The sequence below is a fragment of the Sebaldella sp. S0638 genome (assembly GCF_024158605.1).
GTDB lineage: Bacteria > Fusobacteriota > Fusobacteriia > Fusobacteriales > Leptotrichiaceae > Sebaldella.
In genome coordinates, this window is record NZ_JAMZGM010000024.1 from 1 (window position 1) to 22854 (window position 22854).

At 33.6% G+C, this 22854-nt stretch carries 16 protein-coding genes and 1 tRNA gene; 5 read left to right on the forward strand and 12 right to left on the reverse strand.

The features are described 5' to 3' along the window. Positions 1-315: 315 nt before the first annotated feature. The 3 genes from NK213_RS08430 to NK213_RS08440 all read right to left on the reverse strand — a co-directional run bounded on the left by NK213_RS08430 (position 316) and on the right by NK213_RS08440 (position 9305). Positions 316-498 carry a 4Fe-4S binding protein gene (locus NK213_RS08430; protein ID WP_253348467.1) on the reverse strand — a complete coding sequence of 61 codons (183 nt, stop codon included), beginning with the start codon at positions 496-498 and terminating at the stop codon, positions 316-318. A 304-nt stretch (positions 499-802) separates the two neighbouring features. Continuing rightward, positions 803-8410, reverse strand: a complete 7608-nt coding sequence (locus NK213_RS08435; protein WP_253348469.1) for an autotransporter outer membrane beta-barrel domain-containing protein — start codon at positions 8408-8410, stop codon at positions 803-805. 808 nt (positions 8411-9218) lie between these two features. Continuing rightward, positions 9219-9305 (reverse strand) — tRNA-Leu (locus NK213_RS08440). Positions 9306-9582: 277 nt separating this feature from the next. Here NK213_RS08440 and NK213_RS08445 point away from each other — a divergent pair. The 5 genes from NK213_RS08445 (at position 9583) to NK213_RS08465 (ending at position 13540) form a co-directional block, all read left to right on the forward strand. Further along, positions 9583-9735 (forward strand): hypothetical protein, encoded by a 153-nt coding sequence (locus NK213_RS08445; protein WP_253348470.1) that lies wholly within the window; start codon positions 9583-9585, stop codon positions 9733-9735. Positions 9736-9832: 97 nt separating this feature from the next. Beyond that, a complete protein-coding gene (locus NK213_RS08450) occupies positions 9833-10846 on the forward strand; it encodes a methionine ABC transporter ATP-binding protein (RefSeq protein ID WP_253348472.1) in 1014 nt (337 codons plus the stop codon). Continuing rightward, positions 10843-11493, forward strand: coding sequence for a methionine ABC transporter permease (locus NK213_RS08455; protein ID WP_253348473.1), 651 nt, complete (start codon positions 10843-10845; stop codon positions 11491-11493). The genes NK213_RS08450 and NK213_RS08455 overlap by 4 nt, the downstream gene beginning before the upstream one ends. A gap of 18 nt (positions 11494-11511) precedes the next feature. Next, on the forward strand, positions 11512-12330 hold the full coding sequence (locus tag NK213_RS08460) for a MetQ/NlpA family ABC transporter substrate-binding protein (RefSeq protein WP_253348474.1): 819 nt from the start codon (positions 11512-11514) through the stop codon (positions 12328-12330). A gap of 16 nt (positions 12331-12346) precedes the next feature. Next, positions 12347-13540: a M20 family metallopeptidase gene (locus tag NK213_RS08465; RefSeq protein WP_253348476.1), complete on the forward strand. Its 1194-nt coding sequence runs from the start codon at positions 12347-12349 to the stop codon at positions 13538-13540. A gap of 226 nt (positions 13541-13766) precedes the next feature. Here NK213_RS08465 and NK213_RS08470 read toward each other — a convergent pair whose 3' ends face one another. The 9 genes from NK213_RS08470 to NK213_RS08510 form a co-directional block, all read right to left on the reverse strand. Beyond that, entirely contained in the window at positions 13767-14129 is a 363-nt protein-coding gene (locus tag NK213_RS08470) for a DUF2023 family protein (RefSeq protein WP_253348477.1), read from the reverse strand. After that, positions 14099-14593 (reverse strand): flavodoxin, encoded by a 495-nt coding sequence (locus NK213_RS08475; protein ID WP_253348478.1) that lies wholly within the window; start codon positions 14591-14593, stop codon positions 14099-14101. Before NK213_RS08475 ends, NK213_RS08470 begins: the two co-directional genes overlap by 31 nt. A 159-nt stretch (positions 14594-14752) precedes the next feature. After that, positions 14753-15826 (reverse strand): D-alanyl-D-alanine carboxypeptidase family protein, encoded by a 1074-nt coding sequence (locus NK213_RS08480; protein ID WP_253348479.1) that lies wholly within the window; start codon positions 15824-15826, stop codon positions 14753-14755. 189 nt (positions 15827-16015) lie between these two features. After that, complete coding sequence (locus NK213_RS08485; protein ID WP_253348480.1) at positions 16016-16948, reverse strand: carbohydrate kinase family protein; 933 nt, start codon at positions 16946-16948, stop codon at positions 16016-16018. A gap of 18 nt (positions 16949-16966) precedes the next feature. Then, positions 16967-17914 carry an ABC transporter permease gene (locus tag NK213_RS08490; protein ID WP_253348482.1) on the reverse strand — a complete coding sequence of 316 codons (948 nt, stop codon included), beginning with the start codon at positions 17912-17914 and terminating at the stop codon, positions 16967-16969. After that, positions 17895-19409 (reverse strand): sugar ABC transporter ATP-binding protein, encoded by a 1515-nt coding sequence (locus NK213_RS08495; RefSeq protein ID WP_253348484.1) that lies wholly within the window; start codon positions 19407-19409, stop codon positions 17895-17897. Before NK213_RS08495 ends, NK213_RS08490 begins: the two co-directional genes overlap by 20 nt. A 22-nt stretch (positions 19410-19431) precedes the next feature. After that, positions 19432-20373: a substrate-binding domain-containing protein gene (locus NK213_RS08500; RefSeq protein ID WP_253348485.1), complete on the reverse strand. Its 942-nt coding sequence runs from the start codon at positions 20371-20373 to the stop codon at positions 19432-19434. Between the two features lie 17 nt (positions 20374-20390). Further along, complete coding sequence (locus tag NK213_RS08505; RefSeq protein WP_253348487.1) at positions 20391-21398, reverse strand: LacI family DNA-binding transcriptional regulator; 1008 nt, start codon at positions 21396-21398, stop codon at positions 20391-20393. A 306-nt stretch (positions 21399-21704) separates the two neighbouring features. Next, on the reverse strand, positions 21705-22829 hold the full coding sequence (locus NK213_RS08510; RefSeq protein ID WP_253348489.1) for a serine hydrolase: 1125 nt from the start codon (positions 22827-22829) through the stop codon (positions 21705-21707). Positions 22830-22854: the final 25 nt, after the last annotated feature.

Genomic DNA, 22854 nt, shown 5'->3' on the forward strand with positions numbered 1-22854 from the left:
CATAATAAAGTCCTCCTGTTTTTAGTTTATCATAAAAAGATTTTTTTATTTACAGACTTTTTATCACAGGCTCGGGATTATTAAAACGGGATATTTGGAGTTCTGTATAAAATCTAATAAAATTATGTGAGCAGGGATTTTGATCCCTGTTTTTTATTCAGGTATACCTTTCTCCACAAAACTGATAAATTTTAGTTTTTGTATTTTTATAAAAAAATAAGTTTATAAGAAAACAGAACCTCTCAGTTTTTAACTGTCAGGTTCTGCTTTAATACTGTATTTGTTAAACTAAAAATCTATGTGAAGTTTATTTCTTTATTCATTAATACCAGAATATATTACTTCCATTGGACAGACACCTTCACAAGCACCGCATTCAATGCAAAGATTAGGATCTATCAGGTATTTCCCGTCATCTTCCATTATGGCATCTACAGGACAGACAGGTTCACACGCTCCGCATGCTATGCACGCTTCTTTGTCAATTACATATGCCATTACAAAACCTCCTTCCTAAAATAAATAAAATGACCTATTTATTCAGATAAATAGGTCAAATCTATTTACTAATTTTGATATTTGTAGAGTAATGTGACTAGTATATCATATTTTTTTATATACAAAATTAAAAGATAGTAAAATCTATTAATTATAATTTCTAATTAGTGTATAAAGTTACAGTTGGAACAACAATAATGATAAAAATATATTTAGAAAACCATATTACACTTCCTACATTTACTAACTTCCCATATTTTAAAAGAACATTTCCAAATAAAAATCCGGAAATGTTCTCACTTTCTTAAAATACTGCTTTTAATATTATACTTGTTCTGTATTCATCCTGGCTGTTATCACCTGCTCCATACTCTCCTGTAAGGAATATTCCGTATCTGTCCTTCACTTCTACTCCCACCGATGCCCTAGTTCTAAAAACGCCGCCCTCTTCTTCCGGTTTAGGCAAGTCATAATATTGCATCTTTACTGCACTTAATTTTGCCCTTTCTGTCACATTTGTATCCCCTAATTCATACTCATATGCTAAATCTAACTTTCCGCTTAGTTTCCACTGTTCTTTTTTCCCTAAAGGACTTTCTGCTTTTAATTCTACACCGACTCTCGGCTTTATACTCCATGCATCATTCCCTTCTATTTCCAGACCTTCTTTTCCTTCTTCTTCAAATCCCGGTCTTGTTATATACATGAGTCTAAAAGCTTCATACGGAGTTATCCACTTATCTTTTCCTAATGCTATTTCTCTGCCTGCTATATTATCAAGACTAAAACTGTAAGTTTCAAATGTCCCGTTCATCTCTGATCTTTGAGATTTTCCCCAGTCTATATTTCTATCTATATTGTGAAAACTTATTCTTCCGGTTAAATCATTTCGCAAAATCCAATTGTCTGCTTCATATCTGTTATGTCCCCCTATTTGTATTGTATCTACCCATTCTTCACTTTCATTGCTATCATCAAACTCGAATCCGGTATGTAAATATCCTAAAGAATACCCGATTTTATGTTTATAGCTCTTCTCTGTTTCTTTCAAGGCTAAAACTCCTGCCGTAGTATAATCATAACCTACAACTCCGGCTTTATTTTCTCCTGTAGCTCCCTTACCTGCAATTATATTAATTTTTACACTTTCATCTGTGTTATTTTTCGAACTTTGAAGTAAGTCTAATGATTCATCAAATGTTTTAGCAATGTCGTACTCTCTCTGATTTATATTAGCATAAACATTTCCTGCGATATTTCCGATAATTTTATTTAACTCGCTGATATTTTCTATCATATCTAATTTATCATAAAATAGTAAAGATTCGCCTTGTGCATCCTCGTAATTTTCATCTAAGCTTTTAGCAAAGCTTTCCCACCAGCTTCCCTTCGCTATATCAGAATATAGAATTCTTTCCATCCAAATATCTAAATTACCGTCAGAATTAACATTTGGAATAGCACTCCAAAATATCCCTTTACTCACTATATCCGAACCCCCGCTGTTTAGACCCCCATTTTGTGTGGTTGGCTTAAATACCTCTTCTAATTTATATACATTTACATTTGTTCCTTGAGAAAAATCAGGTGTTACTTCTACATTTCTCAAAACAAATTCTGGTGCTATAAATTTTACAGCGTCTGATACCAAAAATTTCCCGTTTATATCTTCCGGAGCATAATCAGACGGCAGAGGATTTGCTGCTCTTACTGTGCCGGGGTCGACTTTTATCTGAACAACTGCATTTTCCGGAACTAAAAACTTTTCATTTACTTTTATTACTCCGGCATTGATTATACTGGGCAAATCATATTTAGACCCTGAATTCAAATAATCTACTGGTGCCAAAACTGATGAATCTGTCACTATTAATTGTCCTCCGTTACTTAAATCAGCATTTATTATTCCTGAATTTACTAACGTAGAACCATTTTTCATTAATATCCCTATTCCGTTTTTACCAGTTACAGTAATTAAGCCTTTATTTTCTATTGCTGTATTCTCATCAGCATATATGCCTACACTATTCTCTCCTGTTAAATTAATTATTCCTGCAGAATCATTTGTGATTTTAGCATTATTTACACCGGCTATCCCTACAGAGTTATTTCCAGTCAGGACTATGTTTCCTCTATTAATAAATTCATTCCCCAGTCCTGTTTCTATAAAAACTCCTACAGTTTGTTCACCGCCAGAACTTATTACACCGTTATTCTCTATTTTGTCCATTGGTTTATATGAATAAATTCCTATTCCCTTTACTCCGGTTTCTATAGTTCCTGAATTTATCATATTTAAATTATTATAGCCGTATATTCCAGCTGCAAAATTATTAACTTCTGAATTATTAGGATCAGTATAAGTATTTCCTGCTCTTATAGTTCCCTGATTATCGACTCTGCTCTCACCGGCATAAATTCCCAAACTAACATCTCCTGTTGATATAATACCTGTGTTAATAATAACGGAATTATTGTCACCATACATACCTATTATTGAGTTATCTGAGTTACTTGCTGTTCCTGAATTAGAAATTTTATTACCGTTTATAATAGTAGAATTATAAGCATACATACCCACAGAACTCATGCTTACATTTATATCTGCATTATTTACTAGTGTACTTCCATTTCTTCCTACATATCCAAAACTTCCGACTGTTGAAGTGTTATTACCTACATTTATGATTCCCGCTGCTGTAATAGTTGCTCCATCTGTCCCGTAAAACGCTGCCGAATTATCTCCTGCTGCATTCACCACACTGTTATTTAATTGTATCTGTCCGCCTTTTCCATAAAATCCTATTCCGTTTTCTTCTATATCAGTAACTCCATTTATTTGATTTACCAAAATTTGATTCCCGTAAATACCCACCGAATCTTTTCCGACAAACAGGTTTCCTGTATTATTAATAACCGAATTTTTCTCTCCGTATACTCCGACACTGCTGTTAGAAACACTTATCATTCCGCTGTTATTTATTTCTAACTGCCCTGTCCCGTCAGTAGTTCCATAAATTCCTACTGAAGATTTTCCGGCCACGCTCACATTTCCAAAATTTTCCATTTGTCCTGTCACAGTACCATCTGCATCTACAGCTAATATCCCAATAGATTTTTCACCTGATACCATTGTTTCTCCAAGGTTTAAAACTCTTCCGTCTTCTTGGATAATACCAGTTGCTTTATTTCCCAGAACATTTACTTTATTATCAAAAGTTATCTGTTTCAAAGAATTAAAATCAGTCTTTAATACAGAACCAGTCTGTTCATTTTCGATATTTAAAGTAATTCCTGAAATAGTCATATTATCTAATGTTAAATTTTTTCCGTATATTCCTATTGACCCGGTTCCTTCCCTTATATAAATTGTCTTATTGGAAAAGACATCTCCCTCTGATGTATAAATTCCAAATTGATTCATCTTATTTAGATCATAAATACCGCCGGAAGTATCTGTTAAAGAAATTCCTGCTACAGAAGAAATCTCTCTTTTTATATAATTATAAACAGAATTTGCCCCTGTTTGTATATTTCCGGAAATAATTCTTACTTCAGAATCTTCAGTGTCTGCCACTGCTCCTATTCCGATAGAATTATCTCCGGTACTTATATTACCGCCATTCAAAGTAACTAAACTATCTGTCCCGAATATTCCGAGAGAATAATTTATTCCTGTAATCCCACTGCCCGCACTGATATTCCCAGAGTTTGAAATATCTGTTCTTTTACCAAATATACCAAATGTACCGTATCCTGATAAATTGATATTTCCTGTATTATCAATCATCGACCTGTTATTTGGATCATGCCCTATAGAATATACTCCCACAGCATTATCAGCTGTAGATTCTATTATCCCGGCATTCTTTATCTTATTTTCTTTTCCTATTCCCAAAACTCCTGCTGCACCGGATATATTATCAGCATAAATTCCTACACCCTGATTTCCTACTAAAATTTTACCATTATTCTCTGCTGCGGAACCTAAAGTAACATACTCACCTACTCCAAAATCACCGCTGTTTATTATACCTGTTACATCATTTATAATATTTGAATAATATCCAAAAATTCCTATTCCTTCATCACCTAAATTTATTTTATTTCTATTAATTCCAACTCCGAATTTTTCAGTGTAAATTCCTGTAGATTGAACTGCTTTTGTTCCTGAAAAAATTTTAGACTCTATTTCTCCATCATTTATAACCGCAGAATTTCTGGCAAATATTCCTATACTGCTATTTGGAACTGCTATTTTCGTTCCTGAGTTATTTATATATGCGGAATCTTCTACCCTTAATATTATCATTCCATTATCTGGTGTTATTATTTCTGTTGTTGGCGAAACATTAATAATTCCGTTATTTTGTATTGCAAATACCACACCTTTTCCTGTCATTTCAATTGTCCCGTTATTTATATTTAGCGCTGCACCATCTACTCTCACTGCAATTGTTTCGTCACCGTTTACCTTTAGATAAGTATTATTTAAATCTAAAATATTATCATTATTCAAAGATTTTGCATATATCCCTACTGCCGGGTATATTCCTCCGAATTTTCCAATCTCTATATCAGGAGCTGCCAAACCTGATCCATTATAAATCATCTTGCCAGAACTCAAAGTATCCACATAATAAATCCCTACTGCTCCGTCTCCGCCATATAAACCGGCAGACAAACTTTTCGTTCCAATTAAATTTTGAATGCTTAAAACTATCGGCTGGATATTTGAAAGAGTCTTATCTCCGATTTTTATATTTTTTATCGAACTATCTATATTTGAATCTCCTGTCATTAAAACACCTGACAGATCATCTCCGAACACCATGTTTTTTGACCCTAGAGAACTTTTTAAACTTCCATTTTCTAAAAAATACCCGTTACTCCCCGCTCCTAAATAAAACCTGCTCTCATCTGCCGAAGCATTATCAAATAACCCTGATTTTACATAGATCCCTACACTATTTCCTCCGGTAGTTATACTGTCTATACTATCAATATAACTGGAATTCTCAGTATAAAGCCCTATGCTGTTTATTCCTGACTCTAGTTTCCCTAATTTAATAGTTCTTAAAGTATCTGCACTATTCAGATAAACCGCTGCCCCATAATCTCCAACCCTGATAATTCCGCCTGTTGAGTTATCTATATTAGAATTTTTTATATAGACACCTAATGAACCGCTGTTTGAACCACCAGACTGTAAAATACTGACTCCGCTGTTCAAACCGTTAAATCCTAAAAGACTAATTCCATTTACTCCTATAATAATATCTGCCTTTTCGCCTATTGATGCCAGACCTAAACTTTTCGCCCCGCTTAATTGTGTTATCTCATTTCCTGTTGTTCCTATTCTCAGAGTAGTTTTTACGGTATTATCAGCACTTCCATTTAAGTATACTCCTATCCCGCCTTCTCCTAACTCTATATTACTGTTAAATTCCGCTTCTCCCTGATTTACATATAGTCCGATATTTTTAGAAACTGAGGATACTTTTATACTTCCAGTTCCCGAAACTTTCAAATTCTCATTTTTTGAATATACTCCAAAACTTCTGTTCAGCGAGTTATCTGTATTATCAATAATTCCATTATTTACAATTTCTAAATTATCCGTGATATTATAAATACTGGAATTTAGAACTATTCCAAATCCACCGTCCATTATGTTTATTTTATTATTATTCTCAAGTTTTTTTAGACCTGTATTTCCATTGTCTAGTATATATATACCCGTTCCTTGATCAGAATTTATTATCCCTGCATTATTTACTACAGGTGCTATACTGCTAACAGGTGAGTTATCTGTAACTTCATATAAAATACCTATTCCTTTTTCTCCAGATAGATTTATAATATTGCCGGATGAAAAATTTATACTGTCCCAGCCGGAATAAATACCAACACTTTGACCTCTTAGCGTAAAAATTGTATTTAATAAATTTAGTGTATTTGAAGCAGCAGAGTCTAAATAAATTCCATAATCATACTTATCATCTGTACTCACACTTTCTATACTTATATTTCCTCCGGTATTTAATATGCTGTTATTTTTCACGTATATTCCTATATCATTTCCATTTGTATTTAATTTGAGACTGCTGTTTACCCCTAAATTTACTATCCCTGCTTTACTGTAAACAGCCATATTGCTAAATGAATCCGTGCTGTTTAAGGCTGTTGAATTTAATTCTATACTCCCGTCATTCTGGAATTTAGAATTAATATTTACAATACCTATATTTTGTGCTGAAATATCAGTTAAATTTAAAATCACTTGCCCGGTATTCTTAACTGTGTTACTTGTAAGTCCGCCGTCAACTCCATACATTCCTATATTTTTACTGTTTGTTGAGTTGATTCTTATTACTCCATTATTAGTAATTGCTGAAGGACCATCTATATTAGCAGCTACCATACCTGCGGAATTGAAAACATTTCCATTTAAATCAATTATACCAGTATTTGAATTTATGCTAGTTCCGTTATCTACCCGTATCCCATTGTTGTTTGTACCGCTTATTATTATACTCCCGTCATTTATAAAAGGCTTATTAGCAATACTTTGGTATATCCCCGTAGAATTATTTCCGCTTATAGTTATTTTCCCGCCATTTAACACTGTATTATCCGGAAATTTTGCTAAGCCGTTCACTACTATGCCGTAATCATCAGATCCATATAAGTTTATTTCCCCGTTTTGGATGAATTTATTAGTAAAAATTATACTAGGATCTATATTTGTTGCTGTTTGGACAACTGTATTCGAGAAATCTCCATTATTTAAATAAAATCCGTAACTTCCATTACCGTATAAATTTATTTTCGCATTAGATTTGTTTACTATTCCAATTGTAGCTGTGGCATTAAGCACTTCAAATCCAATACTTGTATCACCCATCAAAGTTATAGAACCCCAATTTTCTGCATGAAGTAAATTTCTTGATCTGATAAAGTCTACACCAATTACATTATAACTTGTCGGATCAGAAATTATATTTCCTTGATTAACATAAGATATATCTCCGCGTCCGCTGTAACCATGCTCAATCTCCAGTGCTTTAGCATTATTAGTATTTACTGTAAGATTCCCGGTTGTAGTCAATGATATTACCTGATTTGTATTCCCGGCAAGCGAACCTGCTTCTCCTCTGTGACTTTCCATTGCTATTATACGTGACCCTGACCGATTCGTTCCTATATCTGATGTTATGACATTAGTTAAACTTCCGCTTCCGCCAGTTGGATTTGTGTAAGTCGAACCTTTTGTACCTATTAACTGCAGCAAGGCTGTGTGTGTATCTGTACTTGACAAAAACGTCCCCTGAGCAAAATTATCAATATTCGTATATAAATTTTGAGCACTGGAACCAGCATTATATCCATTGCCATTTTGTTCTAAATTCAGTGCTGGTATGACTATTCTTTCAAATGTTTTAGGAACAATTTCTTGATTTAATAATACAATATTTATATCTCTATCTACATTAATATCACTTATTTGTATTGAAGTAATTCCTTGAATTGCTATATCAGGGAGATCAGTCAGATTAGGAACATTTATATTTATTGGTTTCTTGGTAATACTAATATCTGATATTTCTGGAATCAAAGGTATTGCTAAATCTAGATTTTTATCATTAAAGGCAATGAATCTTTTTCTTATTCTTGGCAACAGCTCAAAAGTTTTTACTTCTGAAAGAGCCATATCTTTGATTTCAGAGTTCGATTTTGATTTTCCGCTTTTATTATTGTAGAAAGCAGTAAAAAACACCTGCCATTCTAAGTTATCAGCATCATACAAGTCATAAATACTATTTCTATCCTCTGTTTCTTTTATTAATGTTTGTTTTTCACTTAACACAATGCTGCCTAATAGAGCCATTAATGCTATAATTTTTTTCATTTATTCTCCTTCTTAATTTATCTGTAAAAGAAATAACAATAAAAGTTCAGACAATTGTTCAAGATAATCTTTAACTCAAACATTATAACTTCAGAACATTATTTTCAATTTTACAGATAAACTAATTACATTGATATCAACCGCTGATAATCAACATTATAATACATTTCAGACTGATATTCTTAGCTCTCCTAATCAATTCTGTTTATTTTAATTATATTTCCAAATTTTTCCATGCTCTACTAGGCTTAAATATCTTAATTTTTCTTGTATTTTTTTTATATTAAATGATGATTTATCATAAGAATTCCATTACTTTAAGATGTTATTACTCACTTTTTCCGCTTTTCATTTAGAACATTTGTTCTAACTTTATTTGTGAATAAACTGTAATGACTACACATCTTATTTCATTCCACTATTTTTATTATACAACCATATATTTATTTTTGTCAATATTATTTTATATGTATCTGCCTTATTTTTTTAGTATTTCCAAATGAATTATAAGTGTAATTTTTTTCAAAAATATCGTAGTTATAATACATTATGTTAATTTATTGTAATAAAAGAAGTGAAGCATCTCTGCTCCGTATTTATTTTTATTTAATTACTTAATATACAAACTAAAAATGACAGGAAAAAAAGAAGACAATTTAAAAACCCTCCAAACTGTTTTAGCGAACATGGAGGACTCTGATCGTGAGGATCTATATAATTTATTCAAACTACTTATTGAGAAAATCGACCTAATAAGTAGAGATCCTATTATTTTAAAAATTTATATAAAATAGTGTGTGGATTGGCATGGTGCGAAAGACGGGACTTGAACCCGTACAGCCTTATCGGCCACAAGGCCCTCAACCTTGCGTGTCTACCATTTCACCACTTTCGCATACCTTTATAGTTTATAGTATTTTAGAAAATTTTTCAAATTAAAATTGGTTAAAAATGCATCTCCAAGCTGATTTCTCATCCTATATTCCTGTATAATCCGTTTATCAGCACTAATAATTCTACATCTGCACACTCAGACATTCCATAATCCCTCTCCAATCCCTGCCAAAAACAATCCATAAATAAAACATATAGCAAATATGAAATTTAAATATTTGACTTATCTTTTAAAAAGTTATATATTTAATCATATAATTTAATGAGGAGGAAATCAAATGTCTGCAATATTCTTTAATTTTATTTCAGTAAACACAATGTATATGATGTTAATGTGCATGTCTATGATGATGTACACTTTTTTACATACTGAAATAAAACAGAGAATAAAAAAAGATATTTTGAATTACTTATTAATAGAATTAGACTAATTATTACAGTTTAAAATTATTTAATAATAAATAACGAAAAATACTTTGGAATTTTCTGAAGTATTTTTTTTGTTGAATTACAGAAAGGAGTTTGCAAATGATAAAAATTGAAAATATTAATAAATCATTTGATCATAAAAATGTACTTGCTAACGTCAGCCTTGAAATACCAAAAGGGAGTATCTATGGTATTATCGGCTACAGCGGCGCAGGAAAAAGCACCCTTGTGCGTATTATCAATGCATTGGAAAAACCGGATTCAGGAAAAGTTTTTATTGATAATACCGACTTGTATTCCCTTGATGAAAAAACTGTCCGAGATGAAAAGAAAAAAATTGGGATGATTTTTCAGCACTTTTATCTTTTGAACAGTAAAACTGTTTTTGATAATGTAGCAATTGCGCTGAAAATAAATAAAGCAGGAAAAAATGAAACTGAAAGCAGAGTTATGGAAATACTAAAGTTCGTAGGACTGGAAAATTACAGGGATAATTATCCTGAGCAGCTTTCAGGGGGACAAAAGCAGAGAATCGGAATAGCAAGAGCATTGGTCAACAATCCGAAAATTCTTTTGTGTGATGAAGCTACAAGCGCTCTTGACCCTGAAACAACCAAGCAGATTCTCGAACTTTTGCAGAAAGTAAACAGGGAACTTGGAGTAACTATAGTACTGATAACACACCAGATGGAAGTGGTAAAAAATATATGCGACAGGGTTGCTGTTCTGGAAAATGGTTATATTATTGAAGAAAATGATGTTTTTAATATTTTTGCCTTCCCAAAAGAAGCTACAACGCAAAAATTCGTAGAAAGTATACTTCATCAGGACATACCTGATTCTGCTTACAGGCATCTTATAGACGGGAGGCTTTATAAGCTGACATTCTCAAAGGGGCATGTTGATGAGCCGGTCTTATCAAACATTACTGCTGAAACCGGTGTTAATTTCAGTATTTTGCAGGGAGTAGTCACAGAAATACAGGAACATTTTTTCGGACAGCTTGTAGTAAAGCTTTCATCTGCAGGTGAACAGACAGACATTGCTTTGGAAAAACTGAAAACCTACGGCGTGGAGGTACAGGAAATCGGAAAAGGAGGAAATACAATATGAATGTTTCATTTGAACAAATAATTAACGCTACATGGATAACTGTTTACATATCAGTATTATCATTTATTCTCGGTACATTGATTGCTTTTTTTCTGGGATTTACGTTATATTTCACCAGAAAAGGAGGAATATATGAAAATAGAAAATTATATGTAACTCTGGATATAATAATTAATTTTATCAGATCACTGCCGTTTGTGGTTTTACTGCTTTTACTTATTCCTGTAACAAGACTTCTAGTAGGGAGTGCTATAGGCCCCAATGCAGTAATTGTATCACTGACATTTTTTGCAGCACCGTATATTGCAAGGCTTGTAGAAAGTTCTCTTTTGGAGATAGATCATGGAATTCTGGAAGTAGCAGATTCGCTGGGGGCAAATACACAGGAACTCATCACCCACTTTCTGCTTCCTGAGGCTGCCTCATCTTTAATATTTAATTTGTCCATTGCCTTTGTAAGTATAATAGGTGCAACAGCAGTGGCAGGAACTATAGGCGGCGGAGGGCTGGGTGACCTTGCCATTTCATTCGGGTATAACAGATATGATTATATTACCCTTGTTACAGCTGTGGGAATAATAGTAATATTGGTGCAACTGGCACAGTTTTTAGGAAAGTATTTATCTAATAAAGCAAAATATTTATAAAATTCAGGAGGAAAATATATGAAAAAAAGAAATTTATTACATTTGATCGCATTGCTGATTCTGGCATTTTTTATTACGGGATGCGGATCAGGTTCAGGTAAAAAGTACAAAGTTGGTGTAAATGGTTCTAATTCCAAACAATGGGAATATATAAAGGAAGAAGCTGCTAAAAAAGGGATAAATCTTGAAATAGTTTATTTCTCTGACTATGTTCAGCCAAACAGGGCTCTTGTGGATAAGGATGTGGATATTAATGCCTTCCAGACTCTCTCATTCCTAAATACATTTAACGAGACTAACAAACAGGACATTGTTCCTATTGGCACTACGATACTTGCTCCTATGGGAATTTATTCAAAGAAACTAAAGTCCCTTGACGAACTTCCGGAAAAAGCGAAAGTAACTATACCTAATGATCCTTCTAATCAGGGAAGAGCATTAAAACTTCTGGAAAAAGCCGGTTTAATAAAACTGAAAGACAGCGGCGGAAAAATCATAAGCAACAATGATATTACAGAAAATCCAAAACAGCTGGAAATAATACCTATGGCTGCGAATCAGCTTCCCCAGACTCTGAATGATACTGAAATATCAGTTATTAATAACGGAGTAGCAGTAGATGCCGGTTTCTCACTTAGTCAGGCTATTTTCAAAGAAGATAAACTGGCAAAGGACTATATAAATGTCATTGCAGCGAGACAGGATAATAAAAATGATGAAAATCTTCTGGAAATAGTAAAGTTATATCAAACTGAAACTGTGAAAAAAATTATAGAAGATGATACAAAAGGAAATTCTGTTCCTACATTTATACCATTATCAGAAATAGGATTTTAGAAAAGAGGAAGATAATATGGCAAAAACAGAAAAAGATTTAATAATAGACTTTATAGATGAGAATAATAAATCCCTTATAGAAACCGCAGAATTTATTCATAATAATCCCGAACTGGGAAATCATGAGTTTGTATCCAGCAAGGCTCTTGCTGATCTTCTTGAAAATCAGGGTTTTACAGTAACATATAATATCGCAGGACATGAAACAGGTTTTATCGCTAAAAAAACTTCGGCTAAATCCGGTCCGAAAATTGCTTTTCTTGCGGAATATGATGCCTTACCTGAGATAGGCCACGGATGCGGGCATAATCTTATTGGAACTGCAAGTGCAGGAGCCGCTGCGGCAATAGGAAATATTATAGATGATCTGGGTGGAGAAGTTATAGTTTTCGGCAGTCCTGCTGAAGAAGGCGGTGATAACGGCAGTGCTAAAGCAAGTTATGTGAATAACAGTCTGTTTAATGACGTAGATGCTGCACTTATGTTTCATCCTGCCAACAAAAATTCTGTTACACAAAAAACACAGACTGTAGAGCCTGTAGATATAGAATTCTTTGGAAAAACTGCACATGCCGCGGGGAATCCTGAAAAAGGCATAAATGCCCTGCATGCGCTCATACATTTTTATAATATTTTACACACATATCAGCTGGGAAAATTCAAGAATCTTAATATACACGGCGTTATAACTGACGGCGGCAAAGCTCCCAATGTAATACCTGATTATGCCAAAGCAAGATTTTATATACGCGGCGCGACTTCCAAAGAAAGTCAGGAAGCCGTAAATATTATAGAAAACATACTAAAAGGCATTGATACATCTTTTGGTACTACATCAAAACTTACATATTTTCAAAACAGAGTGGATCATTTTATACTTACTCCTGAATTTGATAAATTATTTCAAAAAATTTATGGAGAATGTACAGGAAATACAATAGATACCGGACAGACAAAACCCGGCGGTTCCACTGATGCTGCCAATGTAAGCCATGTCATACCGGTAATACACCCGTATCTCGCAATTGGTGATTCTTCACTAACAGGACATACAATTGAATTTACCAATGCAGCATGTTCTGAAAAAGGTTTTGAGACTCTAATTCTGGCTGCAAAGCTGCTAAGCCTCACGGCTCTGGAACTTTACAAGGATTCTGAATTACTTCTGAATATCAAAAACGACTGGAATAACAGCATTAGTTCACAATAATAAAAGGGTTTATATAAATTTTTCAAAATAACTAAAAAGGGGCTGTAATTTTTACAGCCTTTTCTTATTTATAAATTTATCAGTATTTTTGCTAAAAGAAGAGACTGCCGGAAAAACAGACCTCCGATATTATCAGAAATTACTGTTCTCTGGCAGTCTCTCTAATTGGAAGATAAAGAGAATTTTCTTTATTTTAGCTATATATAATATAATCTAAAATACGATATTAATTGCTGTCCGCCTTAAACTTCAAATATCTTTTGCTTTGTTTAAGCGGATCATAACCTAGTAGTATACCCAGAATAAAATCTTCTTCGGCTGTATATTTTCTCAATGAAGTTTTGTTAAACTTCTTTATTATATCTATACATTCTTTTTCTCCAAAAAATAAGTTACATTTATCGTCACTTACCTTTTGTACAAAAAATGAAATGGAATTTTTCTCTAATTTTTTCACCATATATCCCATAGTATCTACAGGAGCAGTATGCAAAACCAAGTGCCTCAATCCCTTGTTCAGTTCATAGATATGATGGGCAAAAAGTTCGTAGTTATATTTTATAAGGCTTTTTTTATCTCCTCTGTCCATTTTTCTACCCTTTCATCAGTTAAATCTGACTGATTTACGTCATCTATTGCCAATCCTAAAAACTTCCCGTCTTCTACACCTCTTGATCCGTCAAATTCGTATCCGTCTGTGTCAGTCTCTCCTATTAATGTAATTCCGCTATCCTTTATTTTTTCATGTATAATTCCTATACCGTCAATAAAAGTATCACTAAATGATGACTGATCCCCTGTTCCGAAATAAGCTACTTTTTTCCCGCTCAAATTTAATGAAGGCATGTCATCTAATACTCCTAACCAGTCGTCCTGCAGATCCCCATAACCCCAAGTCGAAGTTCCCATTACCAGTACATCATAATCATTCATTTTCTCAAGATTACCTGCTATATTATGCACATCTGCATTATCTAATTTTGCTGATATTTTATTTGCGACATCTTCAGTAACACCTGTAGTTGATCCGTAAAATATTCCTATTTTAGCCATTACCATACCTCCTGTTATTATTTAATAATATAACATCAAATTTTATTTTGATTGTCAAATATTTTTATCAATATTTTGGAAAATAATTTTTATTTGCAAAGTAATAAAAAAATCACTTCTCATATTATGAAAAGTGACTCATTTCTGCCTTAAATCATTTTACTTTGATATACCAATTTTATCAGGTTCTTTATATTGTAGTTTTCCTTTATATTCGTTTCCTTCATAAACTGCTGTATAATCTCCCAAAACTTCCCCGTTTTTTATTCTTCTAGGGACGGTTTTTATTACGTTGAATTTATATTCTACCTTAGAATCATTGAAGTTATTTACATTAATTATTTCTTCTACATCTTCGCTTGGATACAGATCATAGTCTTTATTGCTGATTTTTATTGTAGCTACTGCTTTATTACTGTCTACGATTTTGCTTTTCTTATAAGTGGAAAAGAATGAATTAATCTCATCAGCACCTATAGTATCTCTGTTTTTAGACTTTTCAGAACCCATAACCACTGCTATCATTCTTAATCCGTCTCTTTCAGCTGTTAATACAATATTTGATCCCGCAGCTCTGTGATATCCTGTTTTCAGTCCGTCTACACCTTCTACTTTTCCAAGAAGATTATTCGTAGCTTTCAGCTGTATCGCACCGCCTTTTATGTAATCCGAGCTTTTATCAGCTATTTTCATATATTCAGGATACTGTATCGCAGTCATTGCCAGTTTGTAAATATCATATGCACTTCCCTGATCCATACATGTCCCTGTATCACCCGGCGGCAGTCCGTGCGGCGTACAGTAACGCAGTGAATTCAGCCCCATGCTTCTTGCTCTTTCATTCATATTGTCCACAAAATTATACACATCTCCGTGGCTTACATATTCTGCAAGTGCATAAGCTGCATTATTCGACGATCTTATTGCTGTGGCTTTCAAAAGCTCTTCCACTGTGAATGTCTCACCGGCGTTCATTTTCACACCATATGGAACCTTTGAAGCCGTATATGAAATTGTTACATTATCATCTAAAGATATTTCTTTCGCATTAACTTTGTCTAATGTTAATAAAATAGTCATTACCTTTGTCATTGATGCTAAAGGTCTTACCTCGTAGATATTGTCCTGAACATAAATATTTCCTTTAGTGTCTCCTACTAACAACTCTTTATAATCATAAGAAAAAATAAATGCTGATAATAATAACATCAAACTTAAAATTTTTGTTTTCATGTTTCCTCCTTAATTGACTTACCCTTTATTCTACTAGTTTTTTTACATTTTTGCAAGTCATATTAAAGCCTTTGATTCATCAGCTGTTTGTGAATAAGAAGCGGTAATTTTCCCGAAAACACAGATTAAAAAAATTTTTACTTTATCAAAAAATGACTTTCAAAAAAACTGAAAGCCATTTTTAATTATTTATTTCTTATGAATATTATCTATTTCCTCTTTTGTAAGATTTCCTTCCATGGGTCCCTGTTTGGTAACTGAATATGCCCCTGCAAGATTAGCGTAAAATAATGCTTCTTTATAACTGTATCCCTGAGAAACCAATGATACAAAAGTTCCGCCAAAACAGTCGCCGGCTCCTGTAGGGTCTACTTCTTCCACTTTTACCGGATCTACATTTATCTGTTCTGTTTCACTGTAAAGAGTCGCACCTCTGTCTCCTCTCTTCACTACCACTGCCATAGTCCCGTCTTCAAGAAGTTTTTTTACTGCTTCTTTTTCTGTTTCCATTCCTGTAAGGTCAAGAAGTTCCTGTTCTCCTGGAAGAATTATATCGGCATTCTGCATTATCTTCACTATTAATTCTTTTATTCTGGGATTTTCCATGAATTCTTTTCTGAAATTCGGATCAAAAGTCACCTTTATCCCTCTTCCTTTTAATTCGGGAAGAATATTATTAAATAAATCTATCATATTTTCATTAAATACTGAACACCCCATGATATGAAAATATTCACACCCGTCAAGACAGCTCTTGTCAATTTTATCATAATTCAGTTCCTGAAGCGCAGAATCTTTTATAGTAAAAATAAAGTCTCTGCTCCCGCTCTCCTGATAAACTACAAATGCTGCAGCTGTGGTTTTTTCTTCTGATACATATACCTGTGAAACATCCACGCCGTCTTTTTTCAGTCTGTCAGTATTTATTCTTCCGAAATCATCATTTCCTATAACAGAGATTATCCCTGTACTTCCTCCCATTTTAGCTGCCTGATCTATAAAAATAGCCGGTGCTCCGCTGGGATAAGGCCCTGTGAATTCTCCAGTTTCCCTGAAAGTCTGATTCTTTTTAGTTCCCATGATTTCTACCAATACTTCTCCTGCTGTTAATATCTTAGGCATCTTTCCTCCTGTGTCATTTTATTTTTTCTTCTTTTTGCTCTGCACATCGAAATAAACTGCAAGTATTATTACCAGTCCTTTTACTATTAACTGATAAAAATATGTTATGTTTAAAAGATTCATTCCGTTATTAATAACTCCTATTATTATTGCTCCTATAAATGTTCCTGTAATAGTTCCATAACCTCCGCTCAGACTGGTACCTCCCAGTACTGCCGCAGCTATGGCATCCAGTTCATATCCTGTTGCCGAGTTCGGCTGTCCCGAATACAGTCTTGAAGCAAGAATAATTCCGCTCAAAGAGGCAAGGAAACCAATAAGCATATAAATATAGACCTTTACCTTTTTTACATTTATCCCTGAATACATTGCTGCTTCTTCATTACCGCCTATAATATAAGCCTGTCTCCCGAATTTTGTTTTTCCTAAAATTATGTTCATAATAATAAATACTACAATTAATATAACAATAGGAAACGGTATTCCGAATAATTTTTCATTTCCCAGATAAAGAAACTTTTCATTTGCTATCTGTACAGGTCCTCCCCCTGTTAATATATAAGCAATTCCTCTGAATATTCCCATTGTAGCAACTGTTACTATAAATGCTGGAATTTCAGCCTTTGAAATGAGAAATCCATTTATAAATCCAAGAATAATTCCCATAAGCAGACACAAAACCAGTGCCAGTGCAAACGGAACTTTCATATTCAAAAGCAGTGCTGCTGTCGTTCCTGATAATGCTATTGTAGAACCGATAGAAAGATCAATTCCCGCTATTATCAGTGCGAATGTCATTCCAAAAGCACTTATTGCTATTATTGATACCTGCAGAATTATATTCAGTATATTGTTAAATTCTCTAAAACTTGGCGACAAGAAAGAAAATACAATAATAAGAGCAATCAGACCGATTAATATTCCCCCGTACATCTTAAATATTTTTCTAAAGTTTATCATTTCCATCTAAGTTTACACCTCCTGTTGAATATCTCATTATTTCCTCCTGAGTTGTCAGTTCCGGATTCAGCTCTTTTACTATTTTTTTCTCTCTCATTACAAAAAGTCTGTCACTCATAAATAATACCTCGGATAATTCCGAAGATATCATTATTATTCCTACACCTTCACTTGCCAGTCTTCTCATTATTTCATATATTTCGTGTTTGGCTCCTACATCTATTCCTCTTGTAGGCTCATCTAAAATCAATATATCCGGTTTAGTTTCCAGCCATTTTGCCAGTATTACTTTCTGCTGGTTCCCTCCGCTCAGATTTCTTATATGCTGGTCACTCCCTGATGTTTTTATTCTCAGATTTTTTATTTCATCTTTGGCAATGTTTTCTTCTTTTTTATTATCAATAAGTTTTAGCTTTCCTATTATTTTGTCTATTGTAGCCATGGTAATATTGACTTTTACATCGTTATCCAGAACTACTCCTTCTTCTCTTCTGTTTTCTGTTATAAATACTATCTTATTCTTTATGGCATCTTCAGGAGATTTTATCTTTACTTTTTTATCATTTATAAAAATCTGCCCGTTATCCAGAGAAGCAACTCCGAATATTGCCTTCGCCACATCACTTCTTCCGGCTCCCACAAGCCCGAAGAACCCCACTATCTCCCCTTTTTTCACATCAAAGCTTACATTTTCAAAATAGTCTTTCTTTGATAATGACTCTACTTTCAGAATAGTTTCTTTTCCTGTAGGATAATCTTTTTTAGGGTAAATATCTTTCATTTCCCTTCCTACCATCATCTTGATAAGTCCGTCAATATCTGCTTTTTCTCTGGGAACTGTTCCGATATATTCACCGTCTCTCATTACTGTTATATTATCGGATATTCTAAGAAGTTCATCCATTCTGTGTGATATATAAATTATTGATACACCGTCTTTTTTCAGCTTATCTATAATTTCAAAAAGCTTTTCAGATTCTTTCAGACTAAGCGAAGATGTCGGCTCGTCCATAATTATTATATCAGCTTTGAAAGCCACTGCTTTGGCTATTTCTATCATTTGTCTCTCTGAAATACTGAGTTCCTGTACCAAAGTCGAAGGATCCATTTTTACATCAAGATACTCCAGTATTTCCTTACTTTTTTTTGTCATTTCTTTATAATTAACAAAAAGATTATTCATTGGTTCCCTGTTTGCAAAAATATTTTCCGATATACTCATATTCGGACACAGGCTTAATTCCTGATATATTATACTTATCCCCAGATTCTGTGATTCTTTGGGATTTTTTATATCAGTTTTTTCACCTTTTAATATTATCTGTCCTTCATCAGGGGTATAAACCCCTGACAAAATTTTCATAAGTGTAGACTTCCCTGCTCCGTTTTCCCCAAGCAAAGTATGTACCTCACCCTTTGCTAGCTTTAAGTCTACATTTGATAATGCTGTTACACCGCTAAATCTTTTTGTAATACCCTTCATTTCCAAAATGTATTCCATTCAGGACAGCCTCCGTCACAATTTATTTTTTTTCTCCCTCTTTTGTGAAGATTCCTGGTGTTACCGGTATATTCTTTTCTACCTGTTCACCTTTTAAGATTTTTAAAGTAGTATCTACTGCGATTTTCCCCATATCTCCAGGATACTGTGTGATTACTGCCACAAAAGATTTTTCTTTAGTTACTGCATCTCTTGCTTCCTGCATTCCGTCGAATCCTATTACTTTTATCTGGTCTTCTTTACCAGCTGATTTTACTGCTGCCACTGCTGCAAGGGCCGCATCATCACCAAATCCGAATATTCCTCCAAGATTTTTATTTGCCTGAATCATATTCTGTGCTGCTGTCAGAGCTTCCGGTCTTGTGATTCCTGCCTGTACTGCTACTATTTTTATATCAGGATAATTAGCTATTACTTCTTTGAATCCTTCTATTCTCTGTACTACTGAATCTACTGTAGGGTACTCTATAATTGCTACTTCACCTTTACCGTTAAGAAGTCTTGCCATTTCTTCCCCTGCTATTTTTCCGCCTGTGTAGTTATCTGTAGCCACGTGTGCTGCTACGTCTACTCCTATAGCCGGAACGTCCACTGTTATTACAGGTATATTAGCTGCCTCGGCTTTTTTCACCGCTGCCAGAACTCCCTTAGAATCCACCGGGCTGATAATGATTGCATCTACTTTTTTCGTGATAAAATCTTCTATATCTGAAATCTGCTTATTTAAATCCTGATTTGCTATTGAAACATTTAATTTTACATTTTGTGCCGCTGCTTCTTTTTCGATTGCATCTTTCAGACTAAGATAGAAAGGGTGCTGCTGTGTCAAAAGCGATACTCCTATTGTATAAGTTTTTTCCCCTGATTCCGCAGGTTTGTCTTCTGTTTTCCCTGCTGCCTGTTCCTTTGATCCGCATGAAAAGATAAATAACATTGCCATTAATACTAATAAGATTTTTTTCATATTGTTTCCTCCTGTTTTTATTTCAATTTTTTTATAGATTCTGTTATTACCAGTTTTGTTTCCAGTATTTTCACATTGCTTTTCCCCGAACTTCCGTTATTTGTTTCTTCCAGAATACTTTTTGCCGCTTCTGTTCCTATAAGCTGTGTAGGCTGATATATAACCGATATCTGCGGTTTTATCATTTTGAAAAGATCACTCTGATCATATCCCAAAAGTGATATATCCTCACCTATTGTCAAACCTTCGTCATAGATATATCTCAAACATCCGAGTGTTGTCTTATAGTTAGTGGCAAATACAGCTGTGGGCTTTTCTTTCATACTCATCAGTTCCTTAATTGCCCTGTAGCCTTCCAGTTCTGTATAATCTGTATACTTCACGTAATTATTATCAAGTTTAATACTGTTTTCCTTTAGCGCCATTTTATATCCTTCAAATCTGTTTTTGGCAGTATAGACTGTTTTTGGCCCGTTTATTATACCTATTTTTGTATGCCCTCTTTTTATAATCTCTGAAACTCCCTCATAACTCCCCGTAACATTGTCACAGACTACGGCATTCAGTGATACTCTGTCAAATATCCTGTCTATGAGAACTAGCGGGATGTTGTTCTTTTCAAATTCTTTTATATGTTTATATATACTAGAGGTAGGCATCAGAATAATTCCGTCTACCTTTTTTTTCCTTAAAAAGTCTAATTTTTCGCTCTCTATATTCCACTGATTTTGTGAACTGCATATTATCGTGCTGAAATTCTGTTCATTCAGGACTGTTTCTATCCCTTCTATTACCTGCGTCACGAAAATATCTCCTATATCCGGTACAAGGACTCCTATTGAGTTTGTTTTCTTGCTTCTAAGACCCTGCGCAAGATAATTGGTTTCGAAATTTAATTTCTTTATCGCCTCCTCAATATGTTTTTTATTCTTTTCTTTTACAGAAAATCCATTAATGTACCTCGATACTGTTCCTATAGAGACTCCAGCCATTTTAGCAACTTCCTTAATAGTAGATTTTCCCATAATTTCTCCTTTTTTGAAACGTTTCAATTTTTTTTCAAAAATAAAATAAGAATAATTTCTTGTAACAGATTTATAAAATCCTTTATATAGAATGGTTTATCTTATTTTTCATCTCCACTTTTTTAAAACGTTTCAATTTTTATATTATAATATACCTCGTTTTTTTTTAAAGTCAAATTTTTTTTACGTATTATTTTTTCATATATTGAAAAATACCGTTATTGTACAATGATTTTATTACATTATTTTTTTTGCATAAAAAAACCGGAGATATTTTTATCATCTCCGGAATACATGAGAATCATCTTACCAGAACACTGCTCTCCAGTAGATAATCCATATGAAAAATAAAATATTAACAGTTATTATAAAGTATTGTTTTTTTAATTCTGCTTTATTTTTTTGTATAAAAATAAGTATAAGCTCTGCTAATGTCAAAATCACAGCAAATAACGGCATTGCAAAGACTGCCAGCATCAAAGCATTTACTCCCTGTGAATATGCAGGCATTCCCGGACTCATTCCTATTATCATAACAGCAGGAAAATATAATGACAAAAATAATATATTTAAAATATCAATAATTCCCGAAACGAAGTCATATCTGCCGGACTCTTTTTTCATCAGTTTGCGAATTCCCGTATACAGTAAATGAATAAAAAATATACCGCTGAACCCTAAGTATAAAAATTTGTGAAAGACCGGATTATGATACCAATTCTGTATCTTCACGAAAGAACCATGGTAGCCTGACCCTGAATACAGATATGTTATTTTTCCTTTTTCATCTTCGCCGAAAGCTATATACTGTTCTTTATCCATACTTTTAAATAATAATGGTTTTATCTGGTAAAATATCTGCTCTCCCCCCAGATCTCCAAATGGCTCTTCACCCAAAGACTTTACTGTTATAGTTCCGTCATTATTTGAAATAACCTGTATACCCAAAAAAATCCTGAATATCTTGGTAAAATCATCTCTGGGAAATTGTGCATAATCATACACTCCCTCATATTTTTTTGTATCCTCTGTTATACGATTTTTATATGTATAGCTTGTCTCATCAGGATAAAATCTGTCATAAAAAGCATTTATAAATTTACTGCTTACTTCGCTGTAATCACTGTTATTTAAAATTACTATCCCTGTATTCTGCTCCGGCAGTAAGAATATTTTTGCTTTTGCACCCTCGGAATCCCCTGTACGATAAAAATATGTATTACTTTTATATCTCTGTTCCAAAAAACCATAGGTTACACCTGATAATTCAGGATGCGGACGATATTGCACCTTTGTCATTTTTTCCAGTGTTTCTTTTCTGAATACAGAATTTTCATTCTGAAAAACCAGCAGAAACTTTGCCAGATCCGCAGCAGTACTGTGCAGTCCGCCGGCTGAAACCATATGCGAATATGAAACCGGAACAGCCATAAAACTTCCGTCTCTATAACGGTAT